The sequence below is a fragment of the Bacteroides sp. AM37-9 genome (genome assembly GCF_003603455.1).
GTDB lineage: Bacteria > Bacteroidota > Bacteroidia > Bacteroidales > Bacteroidaceae > Bacteroides > Bacteroides xylanisolvens.
Genome location: NZ_QTNF01000002.1, coordinates 351,919 through 368,680, shown reverse-complemented (window position 1 = coordinate 368,680; position 16,762 = coordinate 351,919). Strand labels below are relative to the sequence as shown.

Here is a 16,762-nt window from a genome sequence, read left to right as displayed (position 1 = left end):
TTGTAGATATGGCTTGTTGCATTGTAACTCTTAATGATGTGGTGTCTTTAAAGTTACTAAAAAGCAAACATATCTACAACTTTTTATAGGATTAAGAAAGAAGAAGAGGAAAACCATCGAAATAAAAAAGAGATTACCACCAAATTTGACGAAGAACCTTGAAAAACATAAAAACATCTGCCACCTGCAACCAAACGCGTGTAATGCACTAATTGACAAATAGTTGGAACGTGGCAGATACTGTGGCAGATAGGTTGCAGATAAAGTATCTGCAACGCGTTATATAATCAAAGAAAAAGCCTTGATTCCTTTATGCAAAGCTATGGGATAATTGGGGTGACTCTATGGATAATTTGTGGTGTCTCTACGGGGAAACGATAGTATCCTTACGTAGAAACTGTAGTGTCCCGCCTTAGAAACTGTCGTTTTCCTGCCTTAGAAACTCTCGTTTCCTGCCGTGGAAACTGTAATTTCTAATGCCGGAAACGACAGTTCCCCGCCTGGAAACGGGGAGTTAATGTATACAATAAACTTTTGCCCTCCTGGAGAATTGGCTTATGCAAGGCTTATACTGTGTTGCAGATACTTTATCTGCAACCTATCTGCAACAGTATCTGCAACGCTACAACTGTTTGTCAACTAGTGTATTACACGCGTTTGGTTGCAGGTGGCAGATGTTTTTATATTTTTTCAACTTTATAGTAGAGGATTACGCATCAAAATTAGGGTCACCACTGTAAGTCATAAACCAAATTCACCTCTGTGTCTTCCGCGTCCTCTGTGGTGAAAACCTAAACAAGAACTAATAACCTTCATTTTTCTATCAATTCCAGTCATTCCGTTTTGGGGGCTATTTTACCCTTTTACCCTCTTTGTAGCCTCCTGTAACGCTTGTTTTGGACGAATTTTAAGTTGAAATGAACGAAAACAAAGTCCTGTTAGACAGTATCAGAGAAGGAAGAAATGAATTGAAAGTTCCGTTTCGGACGGTTTATCTACATTTGCCTACAGAAAAACCAATCATTTGATATCATGAAAAAAGTATTATTGATTTCATTCGTAATCTTGTCTGTGGCTGCACAGATGACACATGCGCAAAAACAAGCAGTCATCAAGTTGACGGAAACAACGTTGATGCACGAAATGCGTGCCACTCCTTATCCTCTTGATAAAGCGGTGGTTAATGACCGCGCGGTTTCTTTTCAGTGGCCGCTCCGTTCAGACATGAACTCGCAGGACAGTCCGTTGGATGGATTCGAACACAAAGTAAAGAAGGTAGATAAAACGAAGATTACCTATCGGTTACGTTATTCGCAGGATGCCAGATTGAAGTCCGGAGTTGTTCAGGTGGAAACTCGTTGGCCGTTCTATAATCCGGAACAACCGCTTGCGCCGGGGGTATGGTACTGGCAGTTCGGTTACGTAGAAAACGGACAAGTGACTTGGGGAAGCACACAGCAAGTCACCGTAGAAGATCGTCCGGGCAAATTCTGTCCGCCTTCATTGAAAACTGTGTTGGCAAAACTACCTGCCGACCATCCGCGTGTGTGGATCATGAAGAACGAATGGAAGGACTTTATAAATCACAGCAAACAAAAGGCAGAAAGACAATGGTATCTTGAGCGTGCAGATCAGGTACTTCAGACTCCAATGAAATCAGTGAAAGATATTAATGTCTCGCAGGTGAAGAATCTGAAGAACGAGATGCAGATAAATTCATACCTCACTCGTGAAAGCCGTCGCATCATCGATGCGGAAGAAGGCAATACCGAAGCATTGATACGGGCCTGGTTGCTGACGCAGGATACTAAATATGCTGACGAAGCCATCAAACGGGTATTTATCATGGCCGACTGGGATAAAGATAAGAATGTGAAAGGAGATTTTAATGCTTCTAGCTTATTGTCTCTCTGCTCTATGGCTTATGATTCTTTCTACGACCGGTTGAATACATCACAAAAGAAAGCATTACTGGAAGCCATCAAAAATAAAGGTGGTGAAATGTATGAGAACTTTAATAACCGGATGGAGAACCACATCGCCGACAATCATGTGTGGCAGATGACACTTCGCATCCTTACAATGGCGGCATTCAGTGTATATGGCGATCTGCCCGAAGCCGATACATGGGTGGATTACTGTTATAACGTATGGTTGGCACGTTTCCCCGGATTGAACAAAGACGGTGGCTGGCACAATGGCGATTCTTACTTTACGGTCAACACCCGTACATTAGTAGAAGTGCCTTACTATTATAGCAAACTGACCGGTTACGACTTCTTTTCCGATCCTTGGTATCAGGGAAATATCATGTATACCATCTTCCAGCAACCTCCTTTTTCCAAATCCGGAGGAAACGGAAGTTCGCATCAGAATGTGGGACGTCCCAACAGCATCCGTATAGGCTATTTGGATGCGCTGGCACGCCTTACCGGAAACACGTATGCCGCTGATTTCGTACGCCGCACATTGAAAGTGGAACCGGATTATATGAAGAAAGCCTTATTGAGTAAGCCCGGTGATCTTGCCTGGTTCCGCCTGCAATGTGATAAACTTCTGCCGGAAGGTGAAGGATTGACAGCACTCCCTGCAGGATACGTCTTCCCCGCAACAGGACTTGCCTCTTTCCAGACGAACTGGGACAGAGTAGGTGGAAATGCGATGTGGAGTTTCCGGTCAAGCCCTTATGGTTCTACCTCTCATGCACTTGCCAATCAGAATGCTTTCAATACGTTCTATGGTGGAAAACCATTATTTTACAGTAGCGGACACCACATTGAGTTTACCGACGTACATAGTATGTTGTGCCATCGTGCCACGCGTGCTCACAATACGATTCTGGTGAACGGTATGGGACAACGTATCGGTACGGAAGGATATGGATGGATTCCCCGTTATTATGCCAGCGAGAAGATCGGGTATGTGCTGGGTGATGCTTCCAATGCTTACGGAAAAGTGATTTCACCGCTTTGGCTGACACGCGGCGAACAGTCGGAGGTGCATTATACGCCCGAAAATGGCTGGGATGAGAACCATGTGAAAACTTTCCGCCGTCATATTGTCAATTTGGGAAAGACAGGACTCATCTTTATCTATGACGAACTCGTGGCAGACGAACCTGTAAACTGGAGTTTTTTGCTGCATACCACAGAAAATCCCATGACAGTGGATCAATCGAATCATCGCTTCGTGCATATTCAAGCCACGAACCGCGGAGGAGCATCAGACGCTTATCTTTTCTCCACCGGAACATTGCAGACAGATACGACGAGCCGTTTTTTCTATCCGGCAGTCAACTGGCTACGTGCTGATGACAAAGGGGTGTTCAAGAAGTATCCTAATCACTGGCATTTCACCGCTACATCGGAAAAGGCACAAGTATATCGTTTTGCCACTGTCATCAATACACATGCACTGAAATATCCTGCCAAAGATCCCGAAATCTTGTCCGACGGACGTATCAAAGTGGGCGGATGGCTAATCAGTGTTAACCTGAAATCCGACGGTGCTCCTTCATTCTTTATCCGCAGCACTCAAGAGAAGGTGAATATCACTTATAAAGGTGAAGCTACTGTCATCAATGAGGATGGGTACGAAACGGTAATGAGGGATACAGTGCCCGAACTGGAAATCTGATCAATGAACATGAAAGATACGAATATATGAGACACTCTACTTTTAATATAAGAACTATATGTCTGTTGGCTGCATTATCGGGCATAACCGTCTTGTCGGCACAGACTCCCGGTAAACCCCGTGTACAGACTTCGGCAGCTCCGGAGGAAACTACGGTCTACAAGCCCGGCGGGAAAAAGCAGGAAATAGCAGTTGCGACTTCTTCAAAAAAGGAGGAGGATAAACGCCAATCCGGCAAAGAGAATGCAGGAAAGAAAGCGACTGCCTTTGATGGTCAACGCTATCTGGCATTGAAAACGAATGTAATATATGATGCTTGTGCTTTGCTGAACCTTGCCGTGGAAATGCAGGTGCATAAAAAGATCACGGTAGAGTTGCCGTTGACTTGCAGTTTGTGGGACTTGGGGGATAAGCACGGCGTGCGTACGGTAGCATTGCAACCTGAAGCCCGCTGGTGGATAGGAAATGAAACAGGACGGGGACACTTTGTCGGACTGCACGCCCACGTGGCATGGTTTAACGTGAAGTGGAACGATGACCGTTATCAAGATACGGATCGTCCGCTGTTGGGAGCCGGAATAAGCTACGGTTACAAACTCCCTCTTTCCAGACACTGGGGAGCGGAATTTAATCTGGGAGTGGGATATGCCAACATGAAGTATAACACCTATTATAATGTAGACAACGGCGCACTGCTGGATACGCGTGTCCGTCATTACTGGGGGATAACCCGTGTGGGAGCATCGTTAGTCTACCGCTTCTAACCTTAGATAGGAACATACATATAAATAAGATAACAATATGAGAAGAAATTTATATATACTGGCACAGTGCACTTTCTTGTTGTTCATCACCCTGCTGGTGAATGGATGCAGCCTGCACGAAGAACCGGAAATGACTCCCGAAGGAGAACTGGGAGTGGATCCGACAGCTGTAACACTCAACCTTAATCTGGCAATGAATCTAAGTTTGGCAGAAAGAGCACCGGTGACCATCACCCGTGCGTCGGAAACCAACTATCTGCGTCGTTTCATCGTAGAAGCCTATTTGGATAGACAGGTGGCGGCACGGCAAACGGTATATGAAGAGGATTTTAACCGTGCCAGTCTGTCTGTTAGTATGAAGCTGCACGCCCGTAATTACCGCATCCTGGTGTGGGTCGATTATGTGAATGCGGAGACACCGGAACAGGGACTTGTTTACGATGCCAAGAATCTGGCTTTTATCCTTCCTGCCGGAAAGTATATAGGGAATAGCCGCTATAAAGATGTTTTTGCAGCTTCTACTACAGCGGACCTGACTTCTTTCCGCAATCATTGGGGAGCTGAAACAAGCCTTGACGTTGAACTGTATCGTCCTGTAGCATGCTATGAATTGGTGGCTAAAGATGTAGCGACGTTTCTCAATAAACTGTCCACAGGCGGACTGAAAGGTGAAAGTTTTACCGCTCGTGTGAAGTACAGTGATTATTTGCCTACCGGCTACAATTTGTGGGACGATGTACCCAAGAACTCGCTCATGTACATGGAATATAAAGTGGCCTTTGAACGCCCTGCCGATGGTACGAAAGAACTGATACTGGGATTCGACTATGTGTTGACCGATGCCGGAGAAACCGTTTCCATCCCTGTAGAGCTCGAAATCTTGAATGAGAAGAATGAAGTGCTAGCACGTACTGCTTTCCGTATTCCTTGTGAACGGGGCAAAAACACAGCGGTACGTGGCAATTTCCTAACTTCCGATGCTAATGGAGGAATAGGGATCGACCCCGATTATGACGGTGATCTGGAGGTAGACCTTGGAGAATTATAAAATAGACAAATCAATTAAGAATTGCTTAACCATAAAACAATTAAGATCATGAAAAAGAACTTATTTTATTCGCTAATGGCTTTGTTCGTAGTGCTTTTTGCATCCTGTGGACAAGAAGAAATCGTTTCGGACAACGGAACAGAAATCAATGCTCCTGTTACTATCTCTGTACAGGCTCCTGTAAATAACGTCTTTAGCCGTGCGGTTACCATTCCTGACGGTTATACGATGCAATGTATCATGCAATTACTGAATGCTGATGGCAATAAGATAGGCGATCAGGTAACTAAACCGGTTACAGACGGTAAGGTATCTTTCACTATTTCTGTAGATGAACAAAAAGAAGTGTCGAAAGCATTGTTTTGGGCTGAATACGTGCCGGAAAGTGGTGCCGCTAATAAAGTATATAACACTGCTGATTTGAGAGCTATAGGATATAATACTGCATCATTCGATCTGACAAATGATGCGTTGATGGCAGCCAGCGACGCTTTCTGCGGAAAATTGGAAACGATTGGTAATGCCAGTGTGACATTAAAGCGCCCGTTTGCTAATGTGAGCGTAAAACCGAAGAATCCGGAAGTAGCTGCGGCAGCTAATAAACTGGAAATAACATACAACGCTTTGAGTGGATATGATATTTTAGAGGGTAAATGTACTGCTACGACTCCTGTGACTTATACAAATGCAAGTTTTGCTTCTGCGGATGGCAATTGGTTCGCTAATTTCTTTTTTGCTCCTTCAAATGTAAGTAAATTTACAGAAGAAATAACCATGGCATTGAGTGGCGGATATAGTAAAGAGATTAAAATACCGGCAAATACATTACCTTTGGACGCTAATATGCAGATTATGGCTAAATTTGAAATCGGAGATGGAAACTTTGACATTGAAGTAGGAGTGGATCCGGATTATGAAGCGTTGGAAATGAAGGTTGGTAGTTATATCAATGCAGAAGGTAAAGTGGTACGTGATGCAGCGGATGCTGTCGGTATTGTTTTCAAGATGGAAGCTATTGGTGATGATGTGCCGGCTAATTATCCTGTAGCACTTCAGGGCAAGACAATAGCCGGATATGCAGTAGCGATTGAAAATGTGGCGACTGGTCGTCAAACTCTTAATACTGAATTATTGACTGCTTTGACCGAAACTGTTGCAGGTATGACAAATGGCACACAGACTACGGGCGTCTTATTAACAGGTCTTGGAGATGTTGCGTTTAAAACAACTTATGAGAAATGGGTGGGAGAACATGCTCCTGCTAGTGAAAATTTGAGTGCATGGTATATTCCTACATTGTCGCAATTGAGCGCATTTATGGGTACATTGTTTACAATGAAAGATGTGCCTGCTACTGGTAGTGAGGACTTCAAAAATATTCCGGAGTTTGAATTTGTCAATGGCAAAATGTTTGATAGAGAAACGATTGCTACAGTGAATTATGCTTCTAGTACTATCAATAACCAAGGTAATGTTTCTGGTGTACGTATTAATGTAGCTGATGGTGTTGTTACTAATGCACAAGAGGCGGGTATCAGTGTTAAGACAGCTCTTAATCAACAAGCTCTTTGCCGCCCAATGATTACAATCTTTAAATAGTCACTGAATATTCGACCTTACTCAATAGAAATTCAAGGAAAGTGGGATCCCCCCATCCCGCTTTACCTTCTTCTTACATTGAAACTTTTGAAAATAGCCCTCTAATCTTATACCTAGAAAAGAAGATAATATGCACACCACATTTCGCCTATCGGTTTTTCTTTTGTTCATGGTACAGCTGTTCTGTAGCTGTACATCTGACTCGCTGCCCGAACCGGACAGTACGCAGCCAGAGACGCCTGCCGGAATTCCCGATGCCTATCAGGATAAAATACGAACGCAACCTTATCCCAAAGCAGATAATGAATTGTATCTGAATCCTGCTCCTCTTATTGTTCCTCAAGCCATGAAGACGGGCGAAAGACTGCAATTTTCCCTTTCACGTACTGAAGATTTCAGCAGTTCCGAAACGCTACTTTCCGAACCGCAGGAATGGTGTATGTATAATCTTCATCGTCGTTTGGAGGTCGGCACATGGTATTGGCGCTTTCGTTCCACCAATCTTAATGGAACTACGCCCGGTGAATGGAGTGCTATCTATCGTTTCGAAGTAAAGAATGATACACCGGAATTTGTAACACCTCCTTTTCAGACATTCTTAGCAAATGCTCCCCGTCTGCATCCTCGTATTTACTGTTTTTTAGACGACCGTATCGGAGAGGCTCGTAACCGTGTCACTTCACACCCTGAATATGCAGAACTACAAAGTCGTGCTTCACAGGCATTGAAAGCCGAATACACCGGAATGACTGATTTATATAGCCGTGCAGAAGAGCTCCGGCAACATGCCACTTATCTTTATCAGGCCTATCATTTAACCCAAAAAGAAATTTATGCCGAAAAGTTACGCCAGCTTCTCGAAGCGTTGATTGTCGCTCCCCCTGCTGATGGACAGCTTTTTGCATCCAACTTTACTGCCAGCAACATCGCATGGTGTCTTGTTGCAGCCTACGATCTGCTTTATAATAACTTGTCTGCTTCCGATCGTACTGCTGCCGAAGAACTGATGATGCGTGTGGCACGTTACTATTACAAGGTAAATTGCGGTTTTCAGGAAAACCATCTCTTTGATAATCATTTTTGGCAGCAGAATATGCGCATCCTCTTTCAAGTGGCTTTGTCGCTTTACGACAAACCGGCCTATTCTTCCGAAGTGCTGCCCATGATGGAGTATTATTATGAATTGTGGACAGCCCGTGCTCCTGCTTCCGGTTTCAATCGCGACGGTATATGGCACAATGGTACCGGTTATTTCAGTGCCAATATCTTGACTTTGGCGTATATGCCGTCTCTTCTTTCATTCATCAGTCGGTACGATTTTCTATCACATCCGTGGTATCAGAATGCCGGACGTTCGTTGGTTTATACTTGCCCGCCGGGATCGAAAAGCAATGGCTTTGGTGACAATAGTGAAAAGGGTAGCGAACCCAACCGTTTGGTTGCTGCCTTTGCTGATTATCTGGCGTGTGAAACGGGTGATTCCTATGCCGGATGGTATGCCGGAGAATGTCGGGAGCTGTTGCGCCGGGATTATGAATTGCGTCTTTACCGGATGTGCACCGAGCAGGATTACAACACTGTTTTTCCTGCCGGGGCTGATAAAATGGTGTGGTATAAAGACGCTGGTGAAGTAGCCATGCACAGTGCCCCGGAAGATACGGGAAAGGATCTTGCACTCTCGTTCCGTTCCAGTACATTCGGGTCCGGCAGTCACACTACTGCCAGTCAGAATGCTTTTAACCTGTTGTATAAAGGTGTCGATGTGTATCGCAGTACGGGTTATTATCAGAATTTCAGCGATGCTCATAATCTGATGTCCTATCGCCATACGAGGGCGCATAATTCACTGTTGGTAAACGGCATCGGGCAACCTTATTCTACCGAAGGTTATGGCAGTGTGACGCGTGCTATGGGTGGACAGCATATTAGTTACTGTTTGGGAGATGCTTCACATGCTTACAGAGGGATCAGCAATGACCCGATGTGGGTTGGCTACTTTAAGCAGGCAGGTATTGAGCAGACGCCTGAAAATGGATTCGGTGCCACTCCGTTGACTAAATATCGTCGGCACGTGTTGATGCTTCATCCTCATACAGTAATAGTGTATGATGAATTGGAGGCATCGGAGGCTGTCCGCTGGGAGTGGCTGTTGCATAGTCCTACGGAATTTAAGATGGATGTAACAAAGAAAACGTTGTCTACAAATAATAAAACCCAAGGATGGGTGGCAGTGACGCAACTGTTTGGAGGACATGTTTTTACGCTGTCTCAAACGGACCGTTTCGTAGTGCCGCCCGCCATCACCGGAGCGGAGTATCCTAACCAGTGGCATTTGACTGCACGGGTTGACGGTTGTTCTGCCACCCGTTTCCTGGCTATTATTCAGGTAGGAGATGAGGCTGTTTCTATTATTAACCGTGACGGTGATACCTTTAACGTAGGCGACTGGACGATCAAAGCGGTTTTGGATGCTTCCAAAGCACCCGAACTTGCAGTGAGTCATCGCACCGAACAGGCGGTATTTAGTTATGGAACAGACAATCCTGCGTTGAATGGCAATTTTTACTCTCGACAATATACGGGTTCCTCGTTGCTTTACGATGAGATAGACGGGGCTTATCGGGTGGTTGAAATGACCGACCGGAGTCCTATATCTACCCGGGTAGTAAATCAATGATAAACAATGAAACATAGTGAATATAAATAACAAACAGAATATGATGAAAAGTAGAATTATTTGCATTTTGTTGCTTCTTGTCGGTGCATCCGGCATTTATGCCCAGAGTTTGACCGTTACCGGTAAGGTGGTGGACAACGAAGGCTTGGAAGTGATTGGAGGAAATGTAACCGTGAAAGGAAAACAAAACACGGGTACCATTACCGATATCAATGGTAAATACACCATTACCGTTAGTGATCCGCAGAAAGATGTCTTGGTTTTCTCTTTTATCGGATTGGAAAATATGGAAGTACCCGTGAAAGGAAGAAAACAGATTGATGTGACCATGAAGGCTGCGTCGGTATTGTTGGATGAGGTGGTAGCTATCGGTTATGCAACAGTAAAGCGTAAAGACCTGACCGGTTCCGTGGCTTCTGTGAGAAGCGACGATTTGCTCAAAGTTCCTTCGTCTGATGTAACCCAAGCCTTAGCGGGACGTATGGCAGGGGTACAGATTATACAGACAGACGGTCAGCCCGGTGCTACGATGTCAGTGCGTGTTCGTGGCGGTATATCAATTACGCAAAGCAACGAACCGCTTTATATTATCGACGGATTTCCGACGGAAGATGGCATGTCCAGCCTTGATCCTGCCGATATTGAAAGTATCGACGTGTTGAAAGATGCTTCGGCAACAGCCATCTACGGCGCCCGGGGAGCGAATGGCGTAGTGGTAATCACCACCAAAAGCGGTGCGAAAAGTGAAGGGAAAGCGACTCTTACTTTCGATTCTTATGTCGGTGTGCGTACGCTTGCCAAGCGGTTGGATGTATTAAGTGTAGAGGAATTTGTGTTGGCGGATTATGAAAGAACATTAGGAGATGCTACTGATCCCGAGGAAAGTATGCGGTCATGGCAAAACCGTTATGGTGGTTTTGTCGATCTTCATGAGAACTATGGAAATCGTAAAGGTATCGACTGGCTGGACCGTACGATGGGACGCACTACCGTTACGCAAAATTACCGGGTAGGCGTCAACGGTGGCAATGATAAGTTGAACTACAATATGTCTTATGGTTACTTCAAGGATGAAGGTGCGATGGTATATAGCGGCAGCGACAAACATAACATTGCGCTTAGCGTGAAAAGCGAAGTGAATAAGCGGCTCTCCGTTACAGGACGTATCAACTTCGATTATCTGAAAGTGTATGGAGCAGGTGTTGCCGGAAATGGTACGAATGAAGGCGGAAGCAATGTAGATGCAAAGTTTAATAAAATGGTTCAGATTTTGCAATACCGTCCTACCATTGGTATACGTGGCAATGACTCGGATTTGTTGGCAGGAGAAGACCCTGTATTAAGCGATGCAGACGGAAACGTGATGCAGAATCCGTTGATTGCCGCCGCTGAAGAAAAGGATAATAAGGAAACACGTACTTTGCAAGCCAATGGCGGACTGACTTTCAAAATCATCAAAGGATTGACTTTCCGCAACAATACGGGGATGCGTTATCAGCTTTACCGCCGGGAGCTTTTCTATGGCGACCAATCTATTATGGGAAGACGCAGCGGTATTTACGGCTCTATCAGGAATACGGAGACCGGAAGTTTTCAGACTTCTAACGTCCTGACTTATGACAAACGTTTTCAGAAGAAGCATAAAGTGGTGGTACAATTGGGACAGGAATTTGTAAAACGCTGGACTCGTGTACTCGAATCCGGTGTCAGTGGGTTGCCTACCGATGAGTTCATTTTGGGAGATATGAGTCTGGGTACTCCATCCGTTGCTTCGTCCGATGAAAACTATGATGATAATCTGCTCTCTTTCTTCGCTCGTCTCAACTATGACTTTACCGATAAGTATTTGTTTTCCGCAACTTTCCGTGCGGATGGCTCTTCTAAATTCGGTAAGAATAATAAATGGGGATATTTTCCTGCTGTATCGGCAGCCTGGCGTGTGAGTGAAGAGGATTTTATAAAGAAACTGAATGTTTTCTCCGACTTGAAATTCCGTATCGGATACGGTTTGGCGGGTAACAACAGAATCGGTAGCTATAACAGCCTTGCTTTAATGTCTTCCATCATCACAGCTATGGGAGATCAGCTTACTCCCGGTTATGCTTCCAAGCAGATACCGAATCCCGATCTGAAGTGGGAAGCGAACAAGACTTTTAATATGGGGGTCGATTTAGGATTTCTGAATCAACGTATTACCATTTCACCCGAATTCTATATAAATAGGAGTAGTAACTTGCTGCTCAACGCCCAGTTGCCTTATTCTTCCGGTTATCAGAGTATGTTGATTAATGCCGGAGAAACGAAGAATGTAGGTGTGGAACTGACTGTGAATACTGTGAATTTCTCTACAAAGAAGTTTAGTTGGAACACTACACTGACGCTGTCTCACAATAAAAATTCAGTGAAAGCATTGACCGGTGAGGCGGTGCAACTCTATGAAGCCAGGTTCGGCTTTAACCAAAACACTCATCGTATTGCTGTCGGAGAACCATTAGGACAGTTCTATGGTTACATCACCGAAGGGCTGTATCAGGTAGATGATTTCAATTATGATGCTTCTACGCAGACCTATACCCTGAAAGATGGGATACCTTATCATGGTGATAAAGGCCGGATTCGTCCGGGTATGTGGAAGTTTAAGAACTTGACCGGAGACGATAATGTGATTGATGAAAATGATAAAACGGTCATTGGTAACGCTCAACCGAAATTCTACGGAGGATTGAACAACTCTTTTACTTACAAAGGATTTGATTTGAGTATATTCCTGACTTTCAGCTATGGCAACGAAGTGCTGAATGCGACCAAACTGGTTACCAGTAAGGTAGGTAGCTTGAACTACAACGCATTGGATGTGATGAATAGCTCTAATCGTTGGATGACCATCAATTCGGATGGACAGAAAGTGACAGATCCCGGAGAACTGTCTGCTCTGAATGCTGGTAAAACCGTAGCTGCTTATCATGATGCTCAACAAGGAGACAATTATATTCATTCATGGGCAGTGGAGGATGCTTCCTATTTGAAACTAAGTAATGTGACTTTGGGATATACATTCCCTAAAAACCTGATTGCAAGGGTAGGATTGAAGAACTTGCGTTTGTATGCCACCGGTAATAATCTCTTGACTTGGACTAAGTATTCAGGTTTCGATCCGGAAGTCTCTACGATGAAAAGCGGTTTGACACCGGGTGTTGACTTTGGGGCATATCCGCTTAGCCGTTCTTTTATTTTTGGTCTCAACGTAGCATTTTAATTCTTTAAATACATAGTAATCATGAAAAATATACATCTATTATATGCCGTATTCGCCCTATTGGCAACAGGATTTTCCTCTTGTGAGGATTTGCTGACGGAAGAACCTAACTCAAAATATGACCGGGACCGCTATTTCGATTCGGAAGATAAAGCGGAAATGGCAGTGATGGGAATATATAGTTCATTGTCGGACTTTAATCATTACGGTTGGTACGAAATGGCTTCTCCCGCATCGGATGATACCTATTATACGGCTCGCACACAGTCTGACAATCAGGTTCACGATATTGCACATTATCAGCTAAACTCCACGAATACGTGGATTGAAAGTATCTGGAAACTGAAATATGAGGGAATCGACCGGGCTAACCTCACCATTGACGGAATCTGTGGCATGACAGGATACGCAGAAAATACCCGTCTGAAAGCATTGGAAGCGGAAGCTCGCTTTCTGCGTGCTTTCCTCGCATTTGATTTGGTGAGATATTGGGGAGATGTGCCTTTCAAAACATCTTATTCATCATCCTACGAATCTGCTTTTGGTGAACGTGTGAACAGGGAAGTGATTTATGACGAGATTATATCCGACCTTACTTTCGCTAAAAACAATCTGGATTGGGCAACTGCTTCTTCCAGTCCCGAACGGGTGACGCAAGGGGCTGCCCGTGCATTGCTGATGCGTGTATATTTGCAACGTGCAGGATATAGCCTTCAATCGAATGGACAGTTGCAGCGTCCGGAGGACAGTAAGCGGATGGAATATTTCGATGCAGTGATAAAAGAGTGGGAGGCTTTTGAAAAGAAAGGGTACCATGATTTTTATGACGGTGGTTATGAGGCACTCTTTAAAAGCTACTCGCAGGGGGTACTGAATAATAAGGAGAGCCTTTGGGAGATTGCTTTCTATCATTCGCAAGGACGTCGTAACGGTGGAGCATGGGGGATTTATAACGGTTCGCAGGTGGCGGAACCTACCGGAGTTTCTGCATCTGAATCAAGTCAGTATATGGGACGTGCCAATGGTTTCTTTATAGTCGTTCCCGAATGGCGTAACTTCTTCGAAGCGAGCGATAAACGCCGTGATGTTGCTATTTGCACCTATCGTTATACTTGGAATGGTACTAAAAAAGAGCATGTAAAAGAAGAAAGAAGCGCAGGAAGCTGGTATGTGGGAAAATGGCGTCGGGAATGGATGCCGAAAGAGTCATGGAACAAGAATATCAATTATGCGGATGTGAACTATTGCCCTTTGCGTTATGCTGATGTGGTATTGATGGCTGCCGAAGCGTATAATGAAACAGGAACAGATAGACAAAAAGCATGGGATTTGTTGAATAGCGTACGTACACGTGCTGAAGCAACTTCTATTACAGAAGCGAATTATGATGAAATGATGAGCGCACGGAAAAAGACACATAACCTGACTTTCATTGACGACTCTGCACCAGAAGGAAAGTTCCGTACGGCTCTCTACTGGGAACGTGGCTTTGAACTGGCTTTTGAAGGACAACGCAAATATGATCTGATACGTTGGGGAGTGTTGGGAAAGGCTCTGAAACTGTTTGGTGAGATCAGTTCCGTCAATCAGAAAGAGAACAAACCATATCCGGCTTACCGGAATTTTACGGAGGGTAAACATGAACTTTTCCCTATCCCTCTGAAAGAGATACAAAGTAATCCGAAACTCAATGGAATGAATAATAACGGGTATTGAGAAGACTCTCAATAGAATAGGCGACTGGAAAAATATACAAAAATAGTTTGCCAATTCAAAGAAAAGCCGTACTTTTGCAAGCCGATTATTATCACAAAATGATAAGAGATTAATTCATAGCAAGTTAGTATTCCTTTGTCCGGGGAAGACTAATGAGTGGTGAAGAAATTTTTAGTAGTAACATTTAAAAAACAAAATTAGAGTGGATACTTTAAGTTACAAGACCATTTCTGCAAACAAAGCGACTGTAACCAAAGAATGGGTTATCGTTGACGCTACAGACCAAACATTAGGCCGTCTGGGAGCAAAAGTTGCAAAATTGCTGAGAGGAAAGTACAAACCAAACTTTACTCCTCACGTAGACTGCGGTGATAACGTTATCATCATCAATGCAGACAAAGTAAAACTGACTGGTAACAAATGGAATGACAGAGTTTATTTGTCATATACAGGTTATCCTGGTGGTCAGAGAGAAATGACTCCTGCCCGTTTGATTACAAAACCGAACGGTGAAGAGAGATTACTGAAAAAAGTAGTGAAGGGCATGCTTCCTAAGAATATCCTGGGAGCTAAGTTGCTGAATAACTTGTATGTTTACGCTGGTAGCGAACACAAACAAGCTGCTCAGAACCCGAAAATGATTGATATTAATTCATATAAATAAGATATAATGGAAGTAGTAAATGCATTAGGCAGACGTAAACGTGCTATTGCACGCATATTCGTAAGCGAAGGTACAGGAAAGATTACTATTAACAAGAGAGACCTTGCAGAGTACTTTCCATCAACTATTCTTCAGTATGTTGTAAAACAACCATTGAACAAGCTGGGTGCTGCTGAGAAGTATGACATCAAGGTGAACTTGTGTGGTGGTGGTTTCACTGGTCAGTCTCAGGCATTGCGTTTGGCAATTGCTCGTGCACTGGTTAAGATGAACGCTGAAGATAAAGCTGCTCTTCGTGCAGAAGGCTTCATGACTCGTGACCCTCGTTCTGTTGAACGTAAGAAACCGGGACAGCCGAAAGCTCGTAGAAGATTCCAGTTCAGCAAGCGTTAATGTGCTGCCTGATAGAGGAATATGTTTAGTATCTAAACTACTGGGACTCTGCTCATAGACTACCCAGCGGTTGGTTTAGAAAAAACAAAAAAGAAAGTAAACGATTTAAAGAAAAAACAAGATGTCAAGAACAAATTTTGATACATTATTGGAGGCTGGTTGCCACTTCGGACACCTTAAGAGAAAGTGGAACCCTGCAATGGCTCCTTATATTTTCATGGAACGCAATGGTATTCATATCATTGACCTCCACAAAACAGTTGCAAAAGTAGACGAAGCTGCTGAAGCTTTGAAACAGATTGCCAAATCTGGCAAGAAAGTTCTTTTTGTTGCTACTAAAAAACAAGCTAAACAAGTTGTAGCTGAGAAAGCTCAATCTGTTAATATGCCTTATGTAATCGAACGCTGGCCGGGTGGTATGTTGACTAATTTCCCGACTATCCGTAAGGCTGTGAAGAAAATGGCTACTATCGATAAATTGACTAACGATGGTACTTACTCTAACCTTTCTAAGAGAGAAGTTCTTCAGATTTCTCGTCAACGTGCAAAATTAGACAAGACTTTGGGATCTATCGCTGACCTGACTCGTCTGCCGTCTGCATTGTTCGTTATCGACGTAATGAAAGAAAACATCGCAGTTCGCGAAGCTAACCGTCTGGGTATCCCTGTATTTGGTATCGTTGATACTAACTCTGATCCTTCAAACGTAGATTTCGTAATTCCTGCTAACGATGACGCTACTAAATCAGTAGAAGTTATCTTGGATGCTTGCTGCGCTGCAATGATCGAAGGTTTGGAAGAAAGAAAAGCTGAAAAGATCGATATGGAAGCTGCTGGTGAAGCTCCTGCTAACAAAGGCAAGAAGAAATCAGTGAAAGCTAGACTCGACAAGTCTGACGAAGAAGCTATCAACGCAGCTAAAGCTGCTGCTTTCATCAAGGAAGACGAAGAGGCTTAATATATAAAATGTGCCAATTTGCTAATGTGCAAGAGTATATTTATACGCTTG

At 43.9% G+C, this 16,762-nt stretch carries 10 protein-coding genes; all 10 read left to right on the top strand.

Annotation, left to right across the window (positions count from 1 at the left end):
* The first annotated feature begins 1,032 nt into the window (after positions 1–1,032).
* The 10 genes from DW862_RS02680 to rpsB all read left to right on the top strand — a co-directional run bounded on the left by DW862_RS02680 (position 1,033) and on the right by rpsB (position 16,711).
* A complete protein-coding gene (locus DW862_RS02680) occupies positions 1,033–3,636 on the top strand; it encodes a DUF4962 domain-containing protein (RefSeq protein WP_120067237.1) in 2,604 nt (867 codons plus the stop codon).
* A 26-nt stretch (positions 3,637–3,662) separates the two neighbouring features.
* A complete protein-coding gene (locus tag DW862_RS02675) occupies positions 3,663–4,400 on the top strand; it encodes a DUF3575 domain-containing protein (RefSeq protein WP_120067236.1) in 738 nt (245 codons plus the stop codon).
* A 37-nt stretch (positions 4,401–4,437) separates the two neighbouring features.
* Positions 4,438–5,448: a DUF6562 domain-containing protein gene (locus DW862_RS02670; RefSeq protein WP_120067235.1), complete on the top strand. Its 1,011-nt coding sequence runs from the start codon at positions 4,438–4,440 to the stop codon at positions 5,446–5,448.
* Between the two features lie 48 nt (positions 5,449–5,496).
* Positions 5,497–7,047: a hypothetical protein gene (locus tag DW862_RS02665; protein WP_120067234.1), complete on the top strand. Its 1,551-nt coding sequence runs from the start codon at positions 5,497–5,499 to the stop codon at positions 7,045–7,047.
* Between the two features lie 130 nt (positions 7,048–7,177).
* On the top strand, positions 7,178–9,724 hold the full coding sequence (locus DW862_RS02660) for a DUF4962 domain-containing protein (protein WP_120067233.1): 2,547 nt from the start codon (positions 7,178–7,180) through the stop codon (positions 9,722–9,724).
* Positions 9,725–9,764: 40 nt separating this feature from the next.
* A complete protein-coding gene (locus DW862_RS02655; RefSeq protein WP_120067252.1) occupies positions 9,765–12,980 on the top strand; it encodes a TonB-dependent receptor in 3,216 nt (1,071 codons plus the stop codon).
* A gap of 21 nt (positions 12,981–13,001) precedes the next feature.
* A complete protein-coding gene (locus DW862_RS02650; protein ID WP_120067232.1) occupies positions 13,002–14,696 on the top strand; it encodes a RagB/SusD family nutrient uptake outer membrane protein in 1,695 nt (564 codons plus the stop codon).
* 202 nt (positions 14,697–14,898) lie between these two features.
* Positions 14,899–15,360 (top strand): 50S ribosomal protein L13, encoded by a 462-nt coding sequence (rplM, locus tag DW862_RS02645; protein ID WP_004297202.1) that lies wholly within the window; start codon positions 14,899–14,901, stop codon positions 15,358–15,360.
* 6 nt (positions 15,361–15,366) lie between these two features.
* Complete coding sequence (gene rpsI / locus DW862_RS02640) at positions 15,367–15,753, top strand: 30S ribosomal protein S9 (RefSeq protein WP_004297203.1); 387 nt, start codon at positions 15,367–15,369, stop codon at positions 15,751–15,753.
* A 121-nt stretch (positions 15,754–15,874) separates the two neighbouring features.
* A complete protein-coding gene (gene rpsB, locus DW862_RS02635) occupies positions 15,875–16,711 on the top strand; it encodes a 30S ribosomal protein S2 (protein WP_004297204.1) in 837 nt (278 codons plus the stop codon).
* Positions 16,712–16,762 lie beyond the last annotated feature (51 nt).